Genomic DNA, 22,174 nt, shown 5'->3' on the forward strand with positions numbered 1-22,174 from the left:
AGTGAGAATATGAAGTACAAACGAATCGTCTTTAAGGTAGGGACTTCCTCCTTGACAAATGAAGACGGGAGTTTATCAAGGAGTAAAGTAAAGGCAATTACCCAGCAATTGGCTATGCTACATGAAGCTGGACATGAGTTGATTTTAGTGTCATCTGGGGCAGTTGCCGCTGGATTTGGAGCTTTGGGTTTTAAAAAACGTCCGACCAAGATTGCAGATAAACAAGCTTCGGCTGCAGTTGGTCAGGGACTTTTGTTGGAGGAATACACAACCAACCTCCTCATGCGCCAGATCGTTTCTGCACAAATCTTGCTGACACAGGATGATTTTGTAGATAAGCGTCGCTATAAGAATGCCCACCAGGCCTTGTCTGTATTGCTTCATCGTGGTGCAATCCCCATCATCAACGAGAATGACAGTGTCGTTATTGATGAGCTCAAGGTGGGTGATAATGACACTCTGAGTGCCCAGGTAGCGGCGATGGTCCAAGCAGACCTTTTAGTTCTCTTGACGGATGTGGACGGTCTCTATACCGGAAATCCCAACTCAGATCCAACAGCCAAACGTTTGGAGAAAATCGAGACTATCAATCGTGAGATTATTGATATGGCTGGTGGAGCAGGTTCGTCAAACGGTACTGGGGGTATGTTGACAAAAATCAAAGCTGCAACTATTGCGACGGAGTCAGGTGTGCCAGTCTATATCTGCTCTTCCATGAAATCTGATGCCTTGATTGAAGCAGCGGAGGAGACCAAGGATGGTTCCTTCTTTGTTGCGCAAGAGAAGGGACTTCGTACCCAGAAACAATGGCTGGCCTTCTATGCTCAAAGTCAGGGAACGATTTGGGTAGATGGTGGAGCTGCAGAGGCACTTTCAAAAAACGGGAAAAGTCTCCTTTTATCGGGTGTGGTAGAAGTGGAAGGAAACTTCTCTTACCACGATATTGTAACAGTAGCAGATAAAGAAACAGGTCAATCTCTTGGAAAGGGACGTGTCCAATTTGGTGTCTCAGCCCTAGAAGATATGCTCCGTTCTCAAAAAGCTAAGGGAGTCTTGATTCACCGTGATGACTGGATTTCCATTACTCCTGAAATCCAGCTGCTCTTTACAGAATTTTAGAGGTGAACGATGGTAAGTACACAAGAACAATTTGAACAGGTACAGGCTGTTAAGAAATCTATCAATACTGCCAGCGAAGCAGTGAAAAACCAAGCCTTGCTAGCTATGGCTGATCACTTAGTGGCGGCTACTGAGGAGATTTTAGCGGCCAATGCCCTCGATATGGAAGCGGCCAAGGGAAAAATCTCAGATGTTTTGCTAGACCGTCTTTATTTGGATGCGGGACGTATAGAAGCGATGGCAAGAGGGATTCGTGAAGTGGTTGCTTTACCAGATCCTATTGGTGAGGTCCTAGAAACAAGTCAGCTTGAAAATGGCTTGGTTATTACTAAGAAGCGTGTGGCCATGGGGGTTATTGGTATTATCTATGAAAGCCGTCCAAATGTGACGTCTGATGCGGCTGCCTTGGCTCTCAAAAGTGGCAATGCGGTCGTTCTTCGTAGTGGCAAGGATGCCTATCAAACAGCTCATGCTATTGTCACAGCCTTAAAGAAGGGCTTGGAGACGACGATCATCCATCCAGAGGTGATTCAACTGGTGGAAGATACTAGTCGTGAAAGTAGCTATGCTATGATGAAGGCCAAGGGTTATCTAGACCTTCTTATTCCTCGTGGAGGTGCTGGCTTGATCAATGCCGTGGTTGAAAATGCTATCGTACCCGTTATCGAGACAGGAACTGGGATTGTACATGTCTATGTGGATAAGGATGCCGATGAAGACAAGGCTCTGTCTATCATTAACAATGCTAAAACCAGTCGTCCTTCTGTCTGCAATGCTATGGAGGTCTTGCTGGTTCATGAAGACAAGGCAGCACGTTTTCTTCCTCGCTTGGAGAAAGTGCTGGTTACAAGTCGGAAAGAAGCTGGACTGGAACCAATTCAATTCCGCTTGGATGAGAAAGCAAGTCAGTCTCTTTCAGGTCGAGCAGCTGAGGCACAAGACTTTGACACCGAGTTTTTAGACTATGTCCTAGCGGTTAAGGTTGTGAGTAGTTTAGAAGAAGCGGTTGCCCATATTGAAGCCCACAGTACCCATCATTCGGATGCCATTGTGACGGAAAATACTGAAGCTGCAGCTTACTTTACAGATCAAGTGGACTCTGCAGCGGTTTATGTCAATGCCTCGACTCGTTTCACTGATGGTGGCCAGTTTGGTCTTGGATGTGAGATGGGGATTTCTACTCAGAAACTGCATGCGCGTGGGCCTATGGGCTTGAAAGAGTTGACCAGCTACAAGTATGTGGTTACTGGTGACGGACAGATAAGGGAGTAAGAGATGAAGATTGGATTTATCGGTTTGGGAAATATGGGAGCTAGCTTGGCTAAGGCTGTTGTGCAGGCCAAGACGGGTGCTCAGATTCTCCTTGCCAATCGCAGTCAAGCGAAAGTAGATGCTTTCATCGCCAATTTCGGTGGTCAGGCTTCCAGCAATGACGAAATCTTCGCAGAAGCAGGTGTGATTTTTCTAGGAGTTAAGCCTGCTCAGTTTTCTGAACTGCTTTCTCACTATCAGACCATTCTTGAAAAACGAGAGAGTCTTCTTTTGATTTCCATGGCAGCTGGATTGACTTTAGAAAAACTAGCAAGTCTTATCCCAAGTCAACATCGAATTATTCGTATGATGCCAAATACCCCTGCTTCTATCGGGCAAGGAGTGATTAGTTATGCCTTGTCTCCTAATTGCAGGGCTGAGGACAGTGAGCTCTTTTGTAAGCTGTTAGCCAAGGCAGGTCTCTTTGTTGAACTTGGGGAAAGCTTAATTGATGCAGCGACAGGTCTTGCAGGTTGTGGGCCGGCATTTGTCTATCTCTTTATTGAGGCCTTAGCAGATGCGGGTGTACAGACAGGATTGCCACGAGAAACGGCATTGAAAATGGCGGCTCAAACAGTTGTCGGCGCTGGACAATTGGTCCTAGAAAGCCAAGAGCATCCTGGAGTATTGAAAGACCAAGTTTGTAGCCCAGGCGGTTCGACTATCGCTGGTGTAGCGAGCTTAGAAGCGCATGCTTTTCGGGGAACGGTCATGGATGCAGTTGGTCAAGCTTACAAACGAACACAAGAACTAGGTAAATAAGAGGTGGCTTTGACTGCCTCTTTTATGGTGCATGAAATGAGAAGACAAAAAGATTGTCACAAAAACCTATTTTTTTGATAGAATAGAAGGTAGTAAAAAAGAAATGAGTTAGACATGTCAAAAGGATTTTTAGTCTCTCTTGAGGGACCAGAGGGAGCAGGCAAGACCAGTGTTTTAGAGGCTCTACTCCCAATTTTAGAGGAAAACGGAGTAGAGGTGCTGACGACCCGTGAGCCAGGCGGAGTCTTGATTGGGGAGAAGATTCGGGAAGTGATTTTAGATCCAAGTCATACTCAGATGGATGCTAAGACAGAACTCCTTCTCTATATCGCCAGTCGCAGACAGCATTTGGTGGAAAAAGTTCTTCCAGCCCTTGAAGCTGGCAAGTTGGTCATTATGGACCGCTTCATCGATAGTTCTGTTGCTTATCAGGGATTTGGTCGTGGCTTGGACATTGAAGCCATTGACTGGCTCAATCATTTTGCTACAGATGGCCTCAAACCCGATTTGACACTTTATTTTGACATTGAGGTGGAAGAGGGACTGGCTCGCATTGCTGCTAATAGTGACCGGGAGGTCAATCGTTTGGACTTGGAAGGGTTGGACTTGCATAAAAAAGTCCGTCAAGGCTACCTTTCTCTTCTGGACAAAGAAGGAAATCGCATTGTCAAGATTGATGCTAGTCTCCCTTTGGAACAAGTTGTGGAAACTACCAAGGCTGTCTTGTTTGATAGAATGGGCTTGGATAAATGAAACAAGAACAACTAAAAGCTTGGCAGCCAGACCAGTTTGACCGCTTTGTCCGTATCCTAGAACAAGACCAGCTCAATCACGCCTATCTCTTTTCGGGTTTCTTTGGAAGCTTGGAAATGGCGCAGTTTTTGGCTAAGAGCCTCTTTTGTACGGATAAAGTAGGCGTTTTGCCATGTGAAAAATGTCGAAACTGCAAGCTAATTGAACAGGAAGAATTTCCCGATGTTACTTTAATCAAGCCAGTCAATCAGGTCATCAAGACAGAACGGATTCGGGAATTGGTGGGCCAGTTTTCTCAAGCAGGGATTGAAAGTCAGCAACAGGTTTTTATTATCGAGCAAGCTGAGAAAATGCATCCCAACGCGACCAATTCTCTGCTCAAGGTCATCGAAGAGCCCCAGAGTGAAGTTTACATTTTCTTCTTGACCAGCGATGAGGAAAAGATGTTGCCAACTATCCGTAGTCGGACCCAGATTTTCCATTTTAAAAAGCAAGAAGAAAAGCTCATCCATCAATTAGAACAAGCAGGTCTGGTCAAGAAAAAAGCGACTTTCTTAGCCCAGTTTTGTCAATCACGAGCTGAAGCTGAAAAGTTGGCAAATCAGGCTAGTTTTTGGACCTTGGTCGATGAGAGTGAACGCCTACTGACCTGGTTATTAGCCAAGAAAAAAGAAAGTTATCTCCAAGTTGCTAAATTAGCCAGCTTGGCAGATGATAAGGAAAAGCAGGATCAGGTCTTGCGAATCCTCGAAGTTCTCTGTGGGCAGGATCTCTTGCAAGCAAGGATTCGAAAGATTCTACAAGATTTGCTAGAAGCTAGAAAAATGTGGCAGGCCAATGTCAGCTTTCAAAATGCCATGGAATATCTGGTCTTGAAAGAAATATAAACTCATACTCTTCGAAAATCAAATTCAAACCACGTCAACGTCGCCTTGCCGTACTCAAGTACAGCCTGCGGCTAGTTTGCTCTTTGATTTTCATTGAGTATTAAAAATGAACGATATAGAAAGGAAAGGGCTGGTTTATGGACAAAAAAGAATTATTTGATGCGCTAGACGATTTTTCCCAACAGTTACTGGTGACCTTGGCCGATGTGGAAGCCATCAAGAAAAATCTCAAGAGCCTGGTAGAGGAAAATACAGCTCTTCGCTTGGAAAATAGTAAGTTGCGCGAACGCTTGGGCGAGGTGGAAGCAGATACACCCGTTAAGGCCAAGCATGTTCGTGAAAGCGTCCGCCGAATCTATAAAGACGGTTTTCACGTATGTAATGATTTTTATGGACAACGTCGCGAGCAGGACGAGGAATGTATGTTCTGTGATGAGTTGTTATATAGGGAGTAAGCATGCAGATTCAAAAAAGTTTTAAGGGACAATCTCCCTATGGCAAGCTTTACCTAGTAGCAACGCCGATTGGCAATCTAGATGATATGACCTTTCGTGCCATCCAGACCTTGAAAGAGGTGGACTGGATTGCTGCTGAGGACACGCGCAATACAGGGCTTCTGCTCAAGCATTTTGATATTTCGACCAAGCAAATCAGTTTTCATGAGCACAATGCCAAGGAAAAAATTCCTGATTTGATTGGTTTACTGAAAGCAGGACAAAGTATTGCTCAGGTTTCTGATGCGGGTCTGCCTAGTATCTCGGATCCTGGTCACGATTTAGTCAAGGCAGCCATTGAGGAAGAAATCGCAGTTGTTACCGTTCCAGGTGCCTCTGCAGGGATTTCTGCTTTGATTGCCAGTGGTTTGGCGCCGCAACCACATGTTTTTTATGGTTTCTTACCGAGAAAATCAGGTCAGCAAAAGCAATTTTTCAACTCAAAAAAAGACTATCCAGAAACTCAGATTTTCTACGAATCGCCTCACCGTGTGGCAGATACATTGGAAAATATGCTAGAAGTCTACGGTAACCGCTCGGTGGTCTTGGTCAGAGAATTGACCAAAATCTATGAAGAATACCAACGAGGAAAGATTTCAGAGCTACTAGAAAGCATAGCTGAAACGCCACTCAAGGGCGAATGCCTTCTCATCATTGAGGGTGCCAGTCAGGATGTGGAGGAAAAGGACGAGGAGGACTTGTTTTCAGATATCCAAGCACGCATCCAAGAAGGCATGAAGAAAAATCAAGCCATTAAGGAAGTTGCGAAACTCTACATGTGGAATAAAAGTCAACTCTATGCTGCCTACCACGACTGGGAAAAAAATCAAGAAAGTGATTAAACAGGGAAGTTTGCCATCTTCCCTTTTTTTGTTATACTAGTAGAAGAAAAATTAGAAAGATTTGTGGGTGTCAAACAGTCTAGTAGCTTGTTTTGATATGAACTTAGGTTCCACCCAAAGAGGTATTAGTGTCGTGTCTCAATCTTATATCAATGTTATCGGTGCTGGTTTGGCAGGTTCTGAAGCAGCTTACCAAATCGCAGAACGCGGTATTCCAGTTAAACTTTATGAAATGCGTGGGGTCAAGTCAACACCACAGCACAAAACAGACAATTTTGCTGAATTGGTTTGTTCCAATTCCTTACGTGGGGATGCTTTGACCAATGCAGTTGGGCTTCTCAAGGAAGAAATGCGTCGCTTGGGTTCTGTTATCTTGGAATCTGCTGAAGCTACACGTGTTCCTGCTGGTGGAGCCCTTGCGGTGGACCGTGATGGTTTCTCTCAAATGGTGACTGAAAAAGTGGCTAATCACCCCTTGATTGAAGTGGTTCGTGATGAAATTACAGAATTGCCGACTGATGTTATTACAGTTGTCGCTACTGGTCCTTTAACCAGCGATGCCCTAGCTGAAAAGATTCATGCCCTTAATGACGGTGATGGTTTCTATTTCTACGATGCGGCGGCGCCGATTATCGATGTCAATACCATCGATATGAGCAAGGTCTATCTCAAGTCTCGTTATGACAAGGGAGAAGCAGCCTACCTCAATGCCCCTATGACCAAGCAAGAATTTATGGATTTCCATGAAGCATTGATCAATGCGGAAGAAGCCCCGCTCAATTCGTTTGAAAAAGAAAAGTACTTTGAAGGTTGTATGCCTATCGAAGTCATGGCTAAGCGTGGCATTAAAACCATGCTTTATGGTCCGATGAAGCCAGTCGGTTTGGAGTATCCAGACGATTATACAGGCCCTCGTGACGGGGAGTTCAAAACACCGTATGCAGTTGTCCAGCTTCGTCAGGATAATGCGGCTGGTAGCCTCTACAATATCGTCGGTTTCCAGACCCACCTCAAATGGGGAGAACAAAAGCGTGTCTTCCAAATGATTCCAGGTCTTGAAAATGCGGAGTTTGTTCGCTATGGGGTCATGCACCGCAATTCTTACATGGATTCACCAAATCTTCTGGAGCAGACCTATCGTTCTAAGAAACAGCCAAACCTTTTCTTTGCTGGTCAAATGACGGGTGTAGAAGGCTATGTTGAGTCAGCAGCTTCAGGCTTGGTTGCAGGTATTAACGCAGCTCGTCTCTTTAAGGGTGAAAGTGAAGCTATCTTCCCAGAGACCACAGCGATTGGAAGTCTAGCTCATTACATCACTCATGCGGACAGCAAGCATTTCCAGCCCATGAATGTCAATTTTGGGATTATCAAGGAATTGGATGGCGAGCGTATCCGTGATAAGAAGGCTCGTTATGAAAAAATTGCAGAGCGTGCTCTTACCGACTTAGAGGAATTTTTAACAGTCTAATTTTTTTCAAAGAATTGCTCATGATACTATAAAAATCTTAGAAATTGTGATAAAATAGGTAGGATAAAAAAAGGAGAGTAAAAATGGCGAATCCCAAGTATAAACGTATTTTAATCAAGTTATCAGGTGAAGCCCTTGCCGGTGAACGTGGCGTAGGGATTGATATCCAAACAGTTCAAACAATCGCAAAAGAGATTCAAGAAGTTCATAGCTTAGGTATCGAAATTGCCCTTGTTATTGGTGGAGGAAATCTCTGGCGTGGGGAACCTGCTGCAGAAGCAGGAATGGACCGTGTTCAGGCAGATTACACTGGAATGCTTGGGACCGTGATGAATGCTCTTGTGATGGCAGATTCATTGCAACAAGTTGGTGTCGATACGCGTGTACAAACAGCCATTGCCATGCAACAAGTGGCAGAACCTTATGTACGTGGACGTGCCCTTCGTCACCTTGAAAAAGGCCGTATTGTTATCTTTGGTGCTGGAATTGGTTCACCTTACTTCTCAACAGATACAACAGCAGCCCTTCGTGCAGCTGAAATCGAAGCGGATGCCATTCTTATGGCTAAAAATGGCGTAGATGGTGTTTACAATGCCGATCCTAAGAAAGACAAGACAGCTGTTAAATTTGAAGAATTGACCCACCGTGACGTTATCAACAAAGGTCTTCGTATCATGGATTCAACAGCTTCAACCCTCTCTATGGACAACGACATTGACTTGGTTGTCTTTAACATGAACCAACCAGGCAACATCAAACGTGTCGTATTTGGTGAAAATATCGGAACAACAGTTTCAAACAATATCGAAGAAAAGGAATAAGAAAATTATGGCTAACGCAATTGTAGAAAAAGCTAAAGAGAGAATGACCCAGTCTCACCAATCACTTGCTCGTGAATTTGGAGGTATCCGTGCCGGTCGTGCCAACGCAAGCTTGCTAGACCGTATCCACGTAGAATACTATGGAGTTGAAACTCCTCTTAACCAAATCGCTTCAATTACTATTCCAGAAGCGCGTGTCTTGTTGGTAACACCATTTGACAAGTCTTCATTGAAAGACATCGAACGTGCCTTGAACGCTTCTGATCTTGGTATTACACCAGCTAATGACGGTTCTGTGATCCGCTTGGTTATCCCAGCTCTTACAGAAGAAACTCGTCGTGACCTTGCCAAAGAAGTGAAGAAGGTCGGTGAAAATGCTAAAGTGGCTGTCCGCAATATCCGTCGTGATGCTATGGATGAAGCTAAGAAACAAGAAAAAGCAAAAGAAATCACTGAAGACGAATTGAAGACTCTTGAAAAAGATATTCAAAAAGTAACAGACGATGCTGTGAAACACATCGACGACATGACTGCCAATAAAGAAAAAGAAATCTTGGAAGTCTAAAAATAAACAGAAAAACTCAGTTGGCATTGCTGGCTGAGTTTTATTCGAAAGAAGGAAATATGAATACAAATCTTGCAAGTTTTATCGTTGGACTCATCATCGATGAAAATGACCGTTTTTACTTTGTGCAAAAGGATGGTCAGACCTATGCTCTTGCTAAAGAAGAAGGTCAACATACAGTAGGGGATACGGTCAAAGGTTTTGCCTACACGGATATGAAGCAAAAACTCCGCTTGACCACTCAAGAAGTTACTGCGACTCAGGACCAATTTGGTTGGGGAACCGTAACAGAAGTTCGAAAGGACTTGGGTGTCTTTGTCGATACCGGTCTACCTGATAAGGAAATCGTTGTGTCACTCGATATCCTCCCTGAGCTCAAGGAACTCTGGCCTAAGAAAGGTGATAAACTTTACATCCGTCTTGAAGTGGACAAGAAAGACCGAATCTGGGGACTTTTGGCGTATCAGGAAGACTTCCAACGTCTGGCTCGTCCTGCTTACAACAACATGCAGAACCAAAACTGGCCAGCCATTGTTTACCGTCTCAAGCTGTCAGGAACATTTGTTTACCTACCAGAGAATAACATGCTTGGTTTCATTCACCCAAGTGAACGCTACGCAGAGCCACGTTTGGGGCAAGTGTTAGATGCGCGTGTCATCGGTTTCCGTGAAGTGGACCGTACTCTTAACCTCTCCCTCAAACCACGTTCTTTTGAAATGTTGGAAAATGATGCCCAGATGATTTTGACCTACTTGGAAAGCAATGGCGGTTTCATGACCTTGAATGATAAGTCATCTCCTGACGATATCAAGGCAACCTTTGGTATCTCTAAAGGTCAGTTCAAGAAAGCACTCGGTGGCTTGATGAAGGCTGGCAAAATCAAGCAAGACCAGTTTGGGACAGAGCTGATTTAGGGAGGCTTATGAGAAAATCATTTTATACTTGGCTCATGACTGAGCGTAATCCTAAAAGTGACAGCCCTAAAGCCATCTTGGCAGACCTTGCTTTTGAGGAGTCAGCCTTTCCAAAACACACGGATGATTTCGATGAGGTGAGTCGCTTTTTGGAGGAGCATGCCAGTTTCTCTTTTAACCTAGGAGATTTTGATGCCATCTGGCAAGAATACTTAGAACACTAGAGACAATGAGATGAGGCTAGTATTTTATTGTTCTCTTTGCTATAATAAAAAGAAATAAACGGATTAGAGAGGTTCTTTATTTGAAGGAACATTCAATAGACATTCAACTAAGTCACCCAGATGACTTGTTCCATCTTTTTGGTTCCAATGAGCGCCATCTTCGTTTGATGGAAGAAGAGCTCGATGTGGTGATTCATGCTCGTACGGAGATTGTGCAGGTTTTGGGAGAAGAGACTGCCTGTGAGGAAGCCCGTCAGGTTATCCAGGCTTTGATGGTCTTGGTAAATCGAGGAATGACCGTTGGCACGCCAGATGTGGTGACTGCGATTAGCATGGTCAAAAACGATGAAATCGACAAGTTTGTCGCCCTTTACGAAGAAGAAATTATCAAGGACAATACAGGGAAGCCGATCCGTGTCAAAACCTTAGGTCAAAAGCTTTATGTGGACAGTGTCAAACAGCATGATGTGACCTTTGGAATCGGACCAGCAGGGACAGGGAAGACCTTTCTTGCAGTGACCTTGGCAGTGACAGCCCTTAAACGTGGGCAAGTCAAGCGGATTATCCTTACTCGTCCAGCAGTGGAAGCAGGTGAGAGTCTAGGATTTCTTCCGGGTGATCTCAAGGAGAAGGTGGATCCTTATCTTCGACCTGTTTACGATGCTTTGTACCAGATTCTCGGGAAAGACCAAACGACCCGTCTCATGGAGCGTGAAATTATCGAAATCGCGCCCCTTGCCTATATGCGTGGTCGGACCTTGGATGATGCTTTTGTCATTTTAGATGAGGCACAAAATACGACCATCATGCAGATGAAGATGTTCCTGACTCGTTTAGGCTTTAATTCGAAGATGATTGTCAATGGAGATATCAGCCAGATTGACCTACCACGCAATGTTAAGTCCGGTTTGATTGATGCTCAAGAAAAGCTCAAGAACATTCACCAAATCGACTTTGTTCATTTTTCAGCCAAGGATGTGGTTCGCCATCCGGTTGTCGCTCAGATTATCCGAGCTTATGAACCAGCTCCAGTTAAGGTTGAAGAAAAGAACCAAGAAACAGAATAGCAAAAAAAGCAGTTCAGATGTGAACTGCTCTTTTTTAATGAGTGTATATCTTTAAACAAGTTCGTCGATTGACGTGTGATCTTTATCGAGACCTTGAGCAACTGGGAGGCTGGTCAAGTAACCTTGATAAGTGGTCACACCTTGACGCAAGCCTTCATCTTCAGCAATTGCTTGTGTGAATCCTTTGCCAGCCAGAGCTTCGATGTAAGGAAGAGTGACATTGGTTAGGGCGATAGTAGAAGTACGGGCAACTGCACCAGGGATATTGGCAACGGCATAGTGGAGGACACCGTGTTTTTCATAGACAGGTTCATCGTGCGTTGTCACACGGTCAGCTGTCTCGATAACGCCACCTTGGTCAACGGCAACGTCAACGATTACAGAGCCTGGACGCATTTGTTTGACCATCTCATCTGTCACCAATTTTGGTGCTTTGGCCCCAGGGATGAGAACTGCACCAATCACCACATCAGCATCTCTCACACTTGCTTCGATGTTGAATGAATTAGACATAAGAGTTTGGATTTGATTTCCAAAGACTTCTTCTAGAACTGAGAGACGTTTAGCACTGATATCTAAAATAGTCACTTGAGCACCAAGACCAAGGGCGATGCGGGCAGCATGTGTACCGACGACACCACCACCGATGATGGTTACTTTTCCTTTTGGAACACCTGGTACACCACCAAGTAAAACACCAGAGCCACCAGCTTGCTTAGTAAGGAAGTGAGCTCCGATTTGAACAGCCATACGACCTGCAACCTCACTCATAGGAACGAGGAGCGGCAGTTGTCCTTGATTGTCACGAACGGTTTCATAGGCAATTCCTGTTGTTTTTGCTGCTAACATAGCCTCTGCTAATTCTGGTGCAGCGGCCATGTGCAAGTAGGTGAAGAGGAAAAGATCGTCGCGCAAATAACCGTATTCAGAAGCTAGTGGTTCTTTTACTTTCACGACTAACTCGGCAGCCCATGCTTCTGCAGCAGTAGCGACAATCTCAGCTCCTTGCTTTTGATAGTCAGCATCAGTAAATCCTGAACCGAGACCAGCATTTGTTTCGATGAGGACACGATGTCCACGAGAAACTAAGCTATGAACACCAGCAGGTGTGAGGGCGACACGGTTTTCGTTATTTTTAATTTCTTTTGGGATTCCGATTAACATATAGATAACCTACCTTTCAATTGTCGGATTGTTTTGGTTGTCACATTCCATTCCATAAATCAAAAATGTGATGGTTTTATTGTATATGAAACCGCTTCAAAAATCAAGAAAAACTTGTCATTCAAATTTATTTATGCTAGACTAGTGAGAATCGAGCTCTAATGGAGGGAAAAGTATGGAATCAATATTTGTGAAATTTGCCCAGTATCCATCTATAGAAACGGAGCGTTTATTGCTCCGACCTGTAACTTTGGACGATGCAGAAGCTATGTTTGAGTATGCCTCAGACAGAGAAAATACACGCTATACTTTTCCAACAAATCAAAGCTTAGAAGAAACCAAGAACAACATCGCTCAGTTCTACTTGGCTAATCCCTTGGGACGGTGGGGAATCGAACTAAAAAGCAATGATCAGTTTATTGGAACTATTGATTTGCACAAGATTGATCCCATTCTCAAAAAAGCAGCTATTGGTTACATTATCAACCAAAAGTATTGGAATCAAGGATTGACGACAGAAGCCAATCGCGCCGTGATTGAGCTGGCTTTTGAGAAGATTGGAATGAACAAGTTGACCGCTCTTCATGACAAAGACAATCCCGCATCTGGCAAGGTCATGGAGAAATCTGGGATGCGTTTTTCCCACGAAGAACCCTATGCCAGAATGGATAATAAAGAACCAGGTCGAATGATCACAAGGGTTCATTATGTCTTGACTAAGGAAGACTATTTTGCAAATAAATAAGCAGTTGAAAAGAAATTTTCAACTGTTTTTTCTTTCACTTACGAATAATTTAAGAGAGGAGAAAATATGAAAGCAATTATCGAGAAAATCAAAGAGTATAAAATCCTTGTCATTTGTGCTGGTTTAGGTTTGGCCTTGGGCGGATTTTTCCTACTAAAGCCAACTTCACAAACATCTGTAAAAGAATCAAATTTGCAGGCTGAAGTCGCAGCTGTTTCAAAGGATTCATCGTCTGACAAAGAAGTGAAAAAGGAAGAAAAGGACGAGTCTCCTGAACAAGATTTGATTACGGTAGATGTCAAAGGTGCTGTTAAATCGCCAGGGATTTATGATTTACCAGTAGGGAGTCGTGTTCATGATGCCGTTCAGAAGGCGGGTGGATTGACAGAGGAAGCAGATAGTAAGTCGCTTAATCTAGCACAGAAAGTCAGTGACGAGGCTCTTGTCTATGTTCCAACTAAGGGAGAAGAAGCAGTGAGTCAGCAGACTGCCTCTGGAACGACTGCTTCGACAAGTAAAGATAAGAAGGTCAACCTAAATAAAGCTAGTCTGGAAGAACTCAAGCAGGTCAAAGGCTTGGGAGGAAAACGAGCCCAGGATATTATCGATCATCGTGAGGCAAATGGCAAGTTCAAGTCGGTTGATGAATTAAAGAAGGTTTCTGGTATTGGCGCTAAGACCATAGAAAAGCTAAAAGACTATGTTACAGTGGATTAAGAATTTCCCTATCCCCCTAATCTATCTGAGTTTCCTGTTGCTCTGGCTTTACTATGCCATTTTTGGAGTGTCCTATCTCGCACTGCTAGGTTTTGTTTTTTTGCTTGTCTGTCTCTTTTTCCAATTTCCTTGGAAATCGGCCGGTAAAGTTCTAGCGTTTTGTGGAGTTTTTGGTTTTTGGTTTTTGTTTCAAACTTGGCAACAGACACAAGCTAATCAAAACCTAGTGGATTCTGTTGAAAGGGTACGGATTTTACCAGATACCATCAAAGTCAATGGAGACAGTCTGTCCTTTCGGGGCAAGGCTGAGGGTCGCACCTTCCAAGTTTACTATAAACTCCAGTCTGAGGAGGAGAAAGAGCTCTTTCAGGCCTTAACAGACCTTCACGAGATAGAGATAGAAGGAAAACTTTCAGAGCCTGAAGGTCAGAGGAATTTTGGTGGCTTTGACTACCAAGCCTATCTGAAAACTCAGGGGATTTACCAAACTTTGACTATCAAGAGTATCCAGTCAATGAGAAAGATTAGCAGTTGGGATATAGGAGAAAATCTGTCCAGTTTACGTCGAAAGGCTGTAGTTTGGATCAAGATGCACTTTCCAGATCCTATGCGCAATTATATGACAGGTCTTCTTTTAGGACATTTGGACACGGACTTTGAGGAGATGAATGAGCTCTATTCCAGTCTTGGAATTATCCATCTCTTTGCCTTGTCGGGTATGCAGGTAGGCTTTTTCATGGATGCCTTTAAGAAACTCCTCTTGCGATTGGGCTTAACTCAAGAAAAGTTGAAGTGGCTAACTTATCCCTTTTCTCTTATCTATGCAGGTCTGACAGGATTTTCAGCATCTGTTATTCGCAGTCTCTTGCAAAAGTTACTAGCACAACATGGTATTAAGGGCTTGGATAATTTTGCCTTGACGGTCCTTGTCCTTTTTATCATTATGCCAAACTTTTTCCTAACTGCAGGAGGAGTCTTGTCCTGCGCTTATGCTTTTATCTTGACCATGACCAGCAAAGAAGGCGATGGGATCAAGGCTGTTGCCAGAGAAAGTTTGGTCATTTCTTTGGGAATATTGCCCATTCTATCCTTTTATTTTGCAGAATTTCAGCCTTGGTCTATCCTTTTGACCTTTGTCTTTTCCTTTCTGTTTGATGTGGTCTTCTTGCCGCTTTTGTCCATCTTATTCATTCTGTCCTTCGTTTACCCAGTCACTCAGTTTAACTTTGTCTTTGAGTGGTTGGAGGGCGTCATTCGCTTGCTATCGCAGCTGGCAAGTAGGCCCCTGGTCTTTGGTCAACCCAACGCATGGCTGTTGATTCTACTGTTAGTTTCATTAGCCTTGGTCTATGACATGAGGAAAAACATCAAAAGACTAGCAGGAGTCAGTCTTTTTATTGTGGGGCTCTTTTTCTTGACCAAGCATCCACTTGAAAATGAAATTACCATGCTAGATGTTGGGCAAGGGGAGAGTATTTTCCTACGGGATGTAACTGGTAAAACTATTCTCATAGATGTAGGAGGTAAGGCAGAATCTGACAAGAAAATCCAAGCTTGGCAGGAAAAGGCGACGACCAGCAATGCCCAGCGAAACTTGATTCCCTATCTTAAAAGTCGAGGAGTAGATAAGATTGACCAGCTAATTTTGACCAATACAGAGAAGGAACATGTCGGTGATTTGCTGGAGGTAACCAAGGCTTTCCATGTCGGGGAGATTTTAGTATCAAAAGGAAGTCTGACACAAAAGGAATTTGTAGCGGAACTACAAGCGACTCAAACCAAGGTGTGCAGTGTGACAGCAGGGGAGAACTTGCCAATTTTTGGCGGTTACTTAGAAGTCCTATCTCCAAGGAAGGTTGGATATGGGGATCGTGATGATTCCTTGGTTCTTTATGGAAAACTCTTGGATAAGAACTTCCTTTTTACTGGGAATTTGGGAAACAAGGGGGAGAAAGACTTGCTTCAGCAGTATCCTGACTTGCAGGTGGATGTCTTGAAAGCAGGCCAACATGGTGCTAAAACCTCATCAAATCCAGTTTTCCTAGAACAGCTCAAACCAGCGATTACTCTCATTTCAGTCGGAAAGAGCAATCGTACGAAACTCCCCCATCAGGAAACCTTGACACGAATGGAAAGTATCAAGAGTAAGATTTACCGAACTGACCAGCAAGGGGCTATCCGCTTTACAGGATGGAATAGTTGGAGAATTGAAACGGTTCGATAAAATAGACAAACTTTTCGAAAAATTGACTTTTTATCTTGACAAGGGATAGAAAACTTGGTATCATATAAAAGTTGAGAAAAGCAGAAGTGAGAGCTTCTCGCCTTGTGACATCAAGTTGCCTGGCCCTACGGATGAAAAGTTTCTAAGAAACGCTATCATAACGTGCGGGCTTGTATTATTACGAGTCCGCTATTGTTTTTCTCTAATAATAAAAAAGAGGTGAAAACCATAGCAAAGCAAGACTTATTCATCAATGATGAAATTCGTGTACGTGAAGTTCGCTTGATCGGTCTTGAGGGAGAACAGCTAGGCATCAAGCCACTCAGTGAAGCGCAAGCATTGGCTGATAGTGCAAATGTTGACTTAGTATTGATTCAACCCCAAGCAAAACCGCCTGTTGCTAAAATTATGGACTACGGTAAGTTCAAATTCGAGTACCAGAAAAAGCAAAAAGAACAACGTAAAAAACAAAGTGTTGTTACTGTGAAAGAAGTTCGTCTGAGTCCAACTATTGACAAGGGTGACTTTGACACAAAACTTCGCAATGCACGCAAGTTCCTTGAAAAAGGAAATAAAGTTAAGGTATCCATTCGCTTTAAAGGGCGTATGATCACCCATAAAGAGATTGGTGCAAAAGTTTTAGCCGAGTTTGCTGAAGCAACACAAGATATTGCGATCATCGAACAACGAGCTAAGATGGATGGACGCCAAATGTTCATGCAGTTGGCGCCAGCAACTGACAAAAAATAATTGTCAGAAAGTTAAATAAAGGAGAAAAAATCATGCCAAAACAAAAAACACACCGCGCATCAGCTAAACGTTTCAAACGTACAGGTTCTGGTGGACTTAAACGTTTCCGTGCTTACACTTCTCACCGTTTCCACGGAAAAACTAAGAAACAACGTCGTCATCTTCGTAAAGCATCTATGGTGCATTCAGGAGATTTCAAACGTATCAAAGCAATGCTTACTCGCTTGAAATAATAGCCTAACAGTAAGTAAACAATTCTAGGAAATATTTGGAGGAAATAAAACATGGCACGTGTTAAAGGTGGCGTTGTATCACGCAAACGTCGTAAACGTATTCTTAAATTAGCAAAAGGTTACTATGGAGCTAAACACATCTTGTTCCGTACTGCAAAAGAACAAGTAATGAACTCTTACTACTATGCATACCGTGACCGTCGTCAGAAAAAACGTGACTTCCGTAAATTGTGGATCACTCGTATCAATGCGGCAGCTCGTTTGAACGGACTTTCATACTCACAATTGATGCATGGTTTGAAATTGGCTGAAATCGAAGTTAACCGTAAAATGCTTGCTGACTTGGCTGTTAACGATGCAGCAGCTTTCACAGCTCTTGCAGATGCAGCTAAAGCAAAACTTGGTAAATAATGACAACTGTTTCATTCTTACTCTCGTGGTTTTTACCGCAAGAGTAGGGTGAAACTTTTTTATTTTCCATAAATGATTTTCTATTTTAGAGAGTAAATAACAGATTTTTTCAAAGAAAATAGGATATTTCTTGTATAATAGGAATATCTAAAAAAGATTTGGAGTTAGAAGAAGATGATAATAGGTATTGATTTAGGAACGACTAATTCTTTAGTAGGGGTTTATCAAGATGGCCAGGTCAAGTTGATTCCCAATGCTTTTGGTGAGTATTTGACTCCTTCTGTTGTGGCTTTAGATGACAATGATGAGATTATAGTTGGAAAAATTGCCAAGGAACGCTTGGTAACTCACCCAGATAAGACAGTTTCTCAGTTCAAGCGTTTTATGGGGACCAAACATGAGTTGACGTTAGGGAATCGAGCATATAAGGCTGAAGAATTGAGCTCTTTTATCATTCGAAAGTTGGTAGATGATGCAGAGACCTATCTTGGAGAAAAGGTCGAGGAAGTGATTGTCAGTGTTCCAGCCTATTTCAATGATGCTCAACGCTATGCGACCAAACTAGCAGGGAAATTTGCAGGCGTTCAGATTGATCGGATTATCAATGAACCCTCTGCAGCGGCTCTTGCTAAAAGATCTATGGTAAACCAAGAAGATCAATCCTTTATTGTAGTTGATTTTGGCGGTGGTACTCTTGACATTTCAGTTGTAGAGCTTTTTGATAACATTGTCGAAATCGTCTCGATCGCAGGGGACAATCGTTTGGGAGGAGAAGACTTCACTGCGGCTATTGCTGAGGAATTTTTAGTCTCCAATCAATTAACCAAGGATTCGATTTCCCGAGAATTTTATAGCAAAATTCTGGTGCAGGCTGAAAAGACTAAGCTAGAACTCAATAGTAAAGAAGAAGTGAAGATGACAGTTCTGGACCAAGAACAGGAATACACTTTAGACCTGACCTACCAGCGTTTTTATGAGCTTTGTCAACCTCTGCTAGCCCGTGTTAAGGCTGTTTTGGATCGTGCCTTGATGGATGCACGTTATAGCTATGTATCATCTGATAACTTTGTTCTTGTGGGGGGGACTTCGAAACTCCGCTTGGTTCAGGACTTTTTATCCTACTGTATCAATCAAGTTGTGCAGGTATCGGATGATCCTGATCGGATGATTGCGAGAGGTTGTGCACTTCTAGCAGGTATCAAAGAACGCCAGGGTGAGATACGAGATTTATTACTTTCTGATATTTGTCCTTTTACACTGGGGATTGAGATAGTTGGAGACCGTTTTTCGCCGATTATTGAGCGAAATTCTACCCTACCTGCTTCACGCATCGAGCAGTACTATACGGCTGAATTGGGACAGAGCCAAGTCAAGATAAAGGTCTATCAAGGTGAGATGATGAAGGCATCACAAAACCTGTTCCTAGGAGAATTAGAAGTTCCCGTCCCTGTGAATACTCGAGTAAATGAAAGTTTCACAGTTCGATTTACCTATGATTTAAATGGGATTTTGGATGTCGAAGTGAAAATTGATTCCACACAGGAAGTCTTTAGTCATGTTATTCTCCAAGATAGCATTACTCTGACAGAAAAGGAAATTAAGGCTAAGCAAGCAGAGTTGACTCGCTATAAGATCAATGCTCAAGAAACAGAGGTTTATCGTTTCTTGATTGAAAAAGCGAATCGTGTGTACAGTATGCTCTTGGGGAGAAGAAGAGATGAGCTAATGGCTGAAACTAGACGATTTGAAGAAGAGGTCAGTCAAGCATCTGTTTATCATTTGCCAAAACTTTATCAATCATTTTCAAACTATCTAGACTTCCTAGAGCGAGGACTGTAAAAGAGGAGACCTTATGAATATATGGGAAACTTTAGGGATAGAGCCAACGACTGACGTCAAGCTTATTAGAAGGCGTTATGCTGAACTGGTTCGGCTCTATCACCCAGAAGACCAACCAGAAATTTACCAAAAAATTGTTGAAGCGTATCAAAAAGCCTTGACTTATGCGAGATCTAGAAACACAAGACTAGAAAATAGTCTAAGAAAAGCGAGTGACTCTCAAGAAGCTACTAAACTTGAAGAAGAGGCGAATGAAAAACCTAACTCTAGTCTCAACTTTGAACACTTGACTGAAGAAACGAAGACTGAGAACGAAGAGTCTGAAACATCTAGTCTTGATTTCAGTGATTATCAGCAATCGACTGATAAAACCAGCAATTCTTTTAACTTTGAAACCTTTAAAGCGGAAGAGGATGAGCAAAATTCCACCCTTGACTTTAGTGACTATGATGAGGAAGTTCAGCTAAATGGAGATTCTGAAGAAAGAGCTAAGAATACCCTCAACTTTGAAACGTTTGGTGACGAAGAGAACCAAGGGCAAGAAGGAATAACAAGGTCTACTCTTGACTTTAGTGGTTATAATGAAGAAACTTATCTGATTCGAAATGCGATTGAAAGTATTGTTGGAAATGACGGTTATAACCAAGAGGAACAAGAGCATCTATGGCGTCAGTTCTTTCATCAGTATCAGTATGATATGGACATTGTTCAATCCGTTTTAGAGGAAATGGATGTTTATATTTTTAATAAACCAGAGCAATTCTCTATCCTCATTCCCTTGCTGGAAGATTATATACCTGACTTCCGACACTGGGGCTATTACTATAAATTGAAGTATTGGAAAGTTAAAAGAGCTATAGCAGAAGAGGAAGGCAGTTCGCTTGAAAGCGCACATGAAGCCACTGAAGAATTCTATTATTCTTATCAACTTTGCCAAGAAATTCTCCAAGATTTTAACAAAGCAAATCAATTGAGCTCCTGGATAGAGTTTTTCAAGCACCCTTATTTGGCCTTTATGGTCTTAGATCAAGTAAATCAGAATCGTCAGATAATCAAGAGTGTGCCCGTTTTAACCTATATCCTGGAAAAAAACCGACAAGTCATATTTGAAGAGGATTATCCACTCTTGAACGACTTGGCTGATTACTTAGAGGAAGTAAAAGAGGAGCTGGGAGAAAACGTTGACTTTAGTCATTACACTCTAGATAATCCGGATGAAGTTGAGGCAGCCTTCTATGAGTTGCTCCATGCTCACTATGAAGACGAGTATAAACTGTTACGTGATTGGCAATACCTTTTTGAATCAGTCAAAGATCACACGCTCCTACTTGATTTGTTAGAAAAGGTGGACGTCTATCCTTTAACCAATGCGAAAGTGTTAGCCCTTGTTTTCCAATTTGTGGAGCGTTATAGTGATGAGGAATCAAATCCTTACCTGAAGAAACTTCATTTCTGGAAGAGTATCCATTCTTATCCTTCAGTGGTAGAGGAGTATGCACTTAACAAAAAAGAAAATTTTGATTACTGGTACAATGAAGGTTATCTTTATATAGATAAGCTCACCAAGAGCGATGAAGATATCAATGATTGGGAAAAGTGGAGAAGCTACTTTAAAGGAAGACCACGCATTCTAACGATTTTGCTTCAACAAATCTATAAGGAGTACCATCGGTTTACAGATGGCAAGCTCTTGAGATATGTTTTGGCTCCTTTTCCTACTTCTAAAATGGCTCCCCAAATGATGACGGAGGAGACAGACCAGAAACTAGAAGAGATGACAGCTTATGCTTATGAACTTAGTCATCCAAAGGCCAAGCTCTCTTATTTGGATTGGAAAAAAAGACAGGTATTTAATAATAAGTTTCTTCAGATTTTCTCTGGTCTCTTTACGATTGTATGTTTGCTACTCAGTATTATAGAGCGACCTGGTTATAATTCATGGGTTCATGCGGGCATGTTTTCACTCTTTTACGTCTATATGCTAAAATTAAGGAAAACACCGATTGAGGAGGGAGTGACTGCTAGAGGAGAAAAACGGAAATTCTACTACAGTCCTCATCCATGGTTCCTATTAATCTTGTTATTAATCCTCGTCATTCCATCCTTACCATTTGGTCTCATTGGTGCCCTTATGTTCATTACATTTTTCAGCTTCATCGATGGTTTCCAAGTGAGTCAGGGGCTGAAGTGGGATTATTCTTTGGAGAAGCTGATTCCTATCGGTATCTTTCTTTCTGCTGGTTTTCTTTCTGCTTTGGTAAATCAAAGCCAGACTATTTCAGGAGTTGCAACAGCCTACTTCCATATTTTTGCAATCCTTGTGATTTGCTTGTCTTTTACAAGATTCAGTCCTGGATTTCCACCATCTCTGAAGAAAATTTTCATACCAGCAATCTTGGGAATCCTACTCTTTCAAACGTTGCCATATATTCACAGCCGTTTAGATATCTTTGATCCAACTATTCTACGAAATGAAACACTGGCTATAACTGTTATCCTCTTGTTAAATGGAATTGCCTTATCTTATTTTACAAAGGAACAAGGCTTCATGATTGGTGTGAAGAAGGTCTTTATGATTTATGGATTGCAGATCTTTATTTTCCTAAGAAGACTGTTCCGAATCCTATTTGCACCAAATTCAGTTTTCGGTAATAACTATCATTACAAAGACTTACTAATCATGAACAGCGAATTTACGTTCTACTTCCTCGAGGGACTTTTTGTCCTGATCATGCTTTTCCTTATTCGCAATATACGCAAGGAAAATCGTAAAAGTGCTGCTTAGAATGAAAGCGTAGAGAAGAGGACTCTGGTTCAAGTTTCTAGTAAATTTTCCTGAATAAAGGTATAATAGAACTATTAAA

General features: G+C 42.5%; 22 protein-coding genes and 1 other annotated feature. Of the genes, 21 read left to right on the forward strand and 1 reads right to left on the reverse strand.

Going from position 1 to position 22,174, the window contains the following annotated elements; translation table 11 throughout:
- Positions 1–9: 9 nt before the first annotated feature.
- The 13 genes from proB (at position 10) to GMD3S_RS0202440 (ending at position 11,227) form a co-directional block, all read left to right on the forward strand.
- Entirely contained in the window at positions 10–1,119 is a 1,110-nt protein-coding gene (gene proB / locus GMD3S_RS0202380) for a glutamate 5-kinase (protein WP_000875730.1), read from the forward strand.
- Positions 1,120–1,128: 9 nt separating this feature from the next.
- Complete coding sequence (locus GMD3S_RS0202385) at positions 1,129–2,391, forward strand: glutamate-5-semialdehyde dehydrogenase (RefSeq protein ID WP_000255271.1); 1,263 nt, start codon at positions 1,129–1,131, stop codon at positions 2,389–2,391.
- 3 nt (positions 2,392–2,394) lie between these two features.
- Positions 2,395–3,192, forward strand: coding sequence for a pyrroline-5-carboxylate reductase (gene proC / locus GMD3S_RS0202390; RefSeq protein WP_000689686.1), 798 nt, complete (start codon positions 2,395–2,397; stop codon positions 3,190–3,192).
- A gap of 114 nt (positions 3,193–3,306) precedes the next feature.
- Positions 3,307–3,945 (forward strand): dTMP kinase, encoded by a 639-nt coding sequence (gene tmk / locus GMD3S_RS0202395; protein WP_000033393.1) that lies wholly within the window; start codon positions 3,307–3,309, stop codon positions 3,943–3,945.
- Complete coding sequence (locus tag GMD3S_RS0202400; protein ID WP_000808203.1) at positions 3,942–4,832, forward strand: DNA polymerase III subunit delta'; 891 nt, start codon at positions 3,942–3,944, stop codon at positions 4,830–4,832. The genes tmk and GMD3S_RS0202400 overlap by 4 nt, the downstream gene beginning before the upstream one ends.
- Positions 4,833–4,969: 137 nt before the next feature.
- A complete protein-coding gene (gene yabA / locus GMD3S_RS0202405; protein WP_000358229.1) occupies positions 4,970–5,287 on the forward strand; it encodes a DNA replication initiation control protein YabA in 318 nt (105 codons plus the stop codon).
- Positions 5,288–5,289: 2 nt separating this feature from the next.
- Positions 5,290–6,168 carry a 16S rRNA (cytidine(1402)-2'-O)-methyltransferase gene (gene rsmI, locus GMD3S_RS0202410; RefSeq protein WP_001166889.1) on the forward strand — a complete coding sequence of 293 codons (879 nt, stop codon included), beginning with the start codon at positions 5,290–5,292 and terminating at the stop codon, positions 6,166–6,168.
- 133 nt (positions 6,169–6,301) lie between these two features.
- Positions 6,302–7,636 (forward strand): methylenetetrahydrofolate--tRNA-(uracil(54)-C(5))-methyltransferase (FADH(2)-oxidizing) TrmFO, encoded by a 1,335-nt coding sequence (gene trmFO / locus GMD3S_RS0202415; RefSeq protein ID WP_000083705.1) that lies wholly within the window; start codon positions 6,302–6,304, stop codon positions 7,634–7,636.
- An 83-nt stretch (positions 7,637–7,719) separates the two neighbouring features.
- A complete protein-coding gene (gene pyrH, locus GMD3S_RS0202420) occupies positions 7,720–8,457 on the forward strand; it encodes a UMP kinase (protein WP_000002996.1) in 738 nt (245 codons plus the stop codon).
- Positions 8,458–8,464: 7 nt separating this feature from the next.
- Entirely contained in the window at positions 8,465–9,022 is a 558-nt protein-coding gene (frr, locus tag GMD3S_RS0202425) for a ribosome recycling factor (protein ID WP_001262235.1), read from the forward strand.
- 59 nt (positions 9,023–9,081) lie between these two features.
- Positions 9,082–9,936 (forward strand): RNA-binding virulence regulatory protein CvfB, encoded by an 855-nt coding sequence (cvfB, locus tag GMD3S_RS0202430; RefSeq protein ID WP_001095464.1) that lies wholly within the window; start codon positions 9,082–9,084, stop codon positions 9,934–9,936.
- 8 nt (positions 9,937–9,944) lie between these two features.
- Positions 9,945–10,160, forward strand: coding sequence for a YozE family protein (locus GMD3S_RS0202435; protein WP_001232077.1), 216 nt, complete (start codon positions 9,945–9,947; stop codon positions 10,158–10,160).
- Positions 10,161–10,240: 80 nt separating this feature from the next.
- Positions 10,241–11,227 (forward strand): PhoH family protein, encoded by a 987-nt coding sequence (locus tag GMD3S_RS0202440; RefSeq protein WP_000658201.1) that lies wholly within the window; start codon positions 10,241–10,243, stop codon positions 11,225–11,227.
- 51 nt (positions 11,228–11,278) lie between these two features.
- Here the strand turns inward: GMD3S_RS0202440 and ald are convergent, their stop codons facing one another.
- On the reverse strand, positions 11,279–12,391 hold the full coding sequence (gene ald, locus GMD3S_RS0202445; protein WP_000904697.1) for an alanine dehydrogenase: 1,113 nt from the start codon (positions 12,389–12,391) through the stop codon (positions 11,279–11,281).
- Between the two features lie 175 nt (positions 12,392–12,566).
- On the opposite strand from ald, the gene GMD3S_RS0202450 reads away from it, so the two are divergent.
- The 8 genes from GMD3S_RS0202450 (at position 12,567) to GMD3S_RS0202485 (ending at position 22,095) form a co-directional block, all read left to right on the forward strand.
- Positions 12,567–13,136 carry a GNAT family N-acetyltransferase gene (locus GMD3S_RS0202450; protein ID WP_000443754.1) on the forward strand — a complete coding sequence of 190 codons (570 nt, stop codon included), beginning with the start codon at positions 12,567–12,569 and terminating at the stop codon, positions 13,134–13,136.
- A 66-nt stretch (positions 13,137–13,202) separates the two neighbouring features.
- Positions 13,203–13,853, forward strand: coding sequence for a helix-hairpin-helix domain-containing protein (locus GMD3S_RS0202455; protein ID WP_000643903.1), 651 nt, complete (start codon positions 13,203–13,205; stop codon positions 13,851–13,853).
- Positions 13,837–16,077: a DNA internalization-related competence protein ComEC/Rec2 gene (locus GMD3S_RS0202460; protein WP_000942378.1), complete on the forward strand. Its 2,241-nt coding sequence runs from the start codon at positions 13,837–13,839 to the stop codon at positions 16,075–16,077. The genes GMD3S_RS0202455 and GMD3S_RS0202460 overlap by 17 nt, the downstream gene beginning before the upstream one ends.
- Positions 16,078–16,149: 72 nt before the next feature.
- Positions 16,150–16,281 (forward strand) — a sequence feature (ribosomal protein L20 leader region).
- A 15-nt stretch (positions 16,282–16,296) separates the two neighbouring features.
- Complete coding sequence (infC, locus tag GMD3S_RS0202465) at positions 16,297–16,827, forward strand: translation initiation factor IF-3 (RefSeq protein ID WP_000848184.1); 531 nt, start codon at positions 16,297–16,299, stop codon at positions 16,825–16,827.
- A gap of 32 nt (positions 16,828–16,859) precedes the next feature.
- Complete coding sequence (rpmI, locus tag GMD3S_RS0202470) at positions 16,860–17,060, forward strand: 50S ribosomal protein L35 (RefSeq protein WP_001125942.1); 201 nt, start codon at positions 16,860–16,862, stop codon at positions 17,058–17,060.
- Between the two features lie 51 nt (positions 17,061–17,111).
- Positions 17,112–17,471 (forward strand): 50S ribosomal protein L20, encoded by a 360-nt coding sequence (gene rplT / locus GMD3S_RS0202475; protein WP_000124830.1) that lies wholly within the window; start codon positions 17,112–17,114, stop codon positions 17,469–17,471.
- Positions 17,472–17,645: 174 nt separating this feature from the next.
- Positions 17,646–19,310, forward strand: a complete 1,665-nt coding sequence (locus GMD3S_RS0202480; RefSeq protein WP_000583410.1) for a molecular chaperone HscC — start codon at positions 17,646–17,648, stop codon at positions 19,308–19,310.
- Positions 19,311–19,323: 13 nt separating this feature from the next.
- On the forward strand, positions 19,324–22,095 hold the full coding sequence (locus GMD3S_RS0202485; RefSeq protein ID WP_001028666.1) for a J domain-containing protein: 2,772 nt from the start codon (positions 19,324–19,326) through the stop codon (positions 22,093–22,095).
- Positions 22,096–22,174: the final 79 nt, after the last annotated feature.

Source organism: Streptococcus sp. GMD3S (assembly GCF_000298695.2).
Classification (GTDB): domain Bacteria; phylum Bacillota; class Bacilli; order Lactobacillales; family Streptococcaceae; genus Streptococcus.

What these genes read in the sequence shown, in the direction of transcription:
- proB (WP_000875730.1), top strand. Translation starts at nt 10, where the DNA reads ATGAAGTACAAACGAATCGTCTTTAAGGTAGGGACTTCCTCCTTGACA.
- GMD3S_RS0202385 (WP_000255271.1), top strand. Translation starts at nt 1,129, where the DNA reads ATGGTAAGTACACAAGAACAATTTGAACAGGTACAGGCTGTTAAGAAA.
- proC (WP_000689686.1), top strand. Translation starts at nt 2,395, where the DNA reads ATGAAGATTGGATTTATCGGTTTGGGAAATATGGGAGCTAGCTTGGCT.
- tmk (WP_000033393.1), top strand. Translation starts at nt 3,307, where the DNA reads ATGTCAAAAGGATTTTTAGTCTCTCTTGAGGGACCAGAGGGAGCAGGC.
- GMD3S_RS0202400 (WP_000808203.1), top strand. Translation starts at nt 3,942, where the DNA reads ATGAAACAAGAACAACTAAAAGCTTGGCAGCCAGACCAGTTTGACCGC.
- yabA (WP_000358229.1), top strand. Translation starts at nt 4,970, where the DNA reads ATGGACAAAAAAGAATTATTTGATGCGCTAGACGATTTTTCCCAACAG.
- rsmI (WP_001166889.1), top strand. Translation starts at nt 5,290, where the DNA reads ATGCAGATTCAAAAAAGTTTTAAGGGACAATCTCCCTATGGCAAGCTT.
- pyrH (WP_000002996.1), top strand. Translation starts at nt 7,720, where the DNA reads ATGGCGAATCCCAAGTATAAACGTATTTTAATCAAGTTATCAGGTGAA.
- frr (WP_001262235.1), top strand. Translation starts at nt 8,465, where the DNA reads ATGGCTAACGCAATTGTAGAAAAAGCTAAAGAGAGAATGACCCAGTCT.
- cvfB (WP_001095464.1), top strand. Translation starts at nt 9,082, where the DNA reads ATGAATACAAATCTTGCAAGTTTTATCGTTGGACTCATCATCGATGAA.
- GMD3S_RS0202435 (WP_001232077.1), top strand. Translation starts at nt 9,945, where the DNA reads ATGAGAAAATCATTTTATACTTGGCTCATGACTGAGCGTAATCCTAAA.
- ald (WP_000904697.1), bottom strand. Translation starts at nt 12,391, where the DNA reads ATGTTAATCGGAATCCCAAAAGAAATTAAAAATAACGAAAACCGTGTC.
- GMD3S_RS0202450 (WP_000443754.1), top strand. Translation starts at nt 12,567, where the DNA reads ATGGAATCAATATTTGTGAAATTTGCCCAGTATCCATCTATAGAAACG.
- GMD3S_RS0202455 (WP_000643903.1), top strand. Translation starts at nt 13,203, where the DNA reads ATGAAAGCAATTATCGAGAAAATCAAAGAGTATAAAATCCTTGTCATT.
- GMD3S_RS0202460 (WP_000942378.1), top strand. Translation starts at nt 13,837, where the DNA reads ATGTTACAGTGGATTAAGAATTTCCCTATCCCCCTAATCTATCTGAGT.
- rpmI (WP_001125942.1), top strand. Translation starts at nt 16,860, where the DNA reads ATGCCAAAACAAAAAACACACCGCGCATCAGCTAAACGTTTCAAACGT.
- rplT (WP_000124830.1), top strand. Translation starts at nt 17,112, where the DNA reads ATGGCACGTGTTAAAGGTGGCGTTGTATCACGCAAACGTCGTAAACGT.
- GMD3S_RS0202480 (WP_000583410.1), top strand. Translation starts at nt 17,646, where the DNA reads ATGATAATAGGTATTGATTTAGGAACGACTAATTCTTTAGTAGGGGTT.
- GMD3S_RS0202485 (WP_001028666.1), top strand. Translation starts at nt 19,324, where the DNA reads ATGAATATATGGGAAACTTTAGGGATAGAGCCAACGACTGACGTCAAG.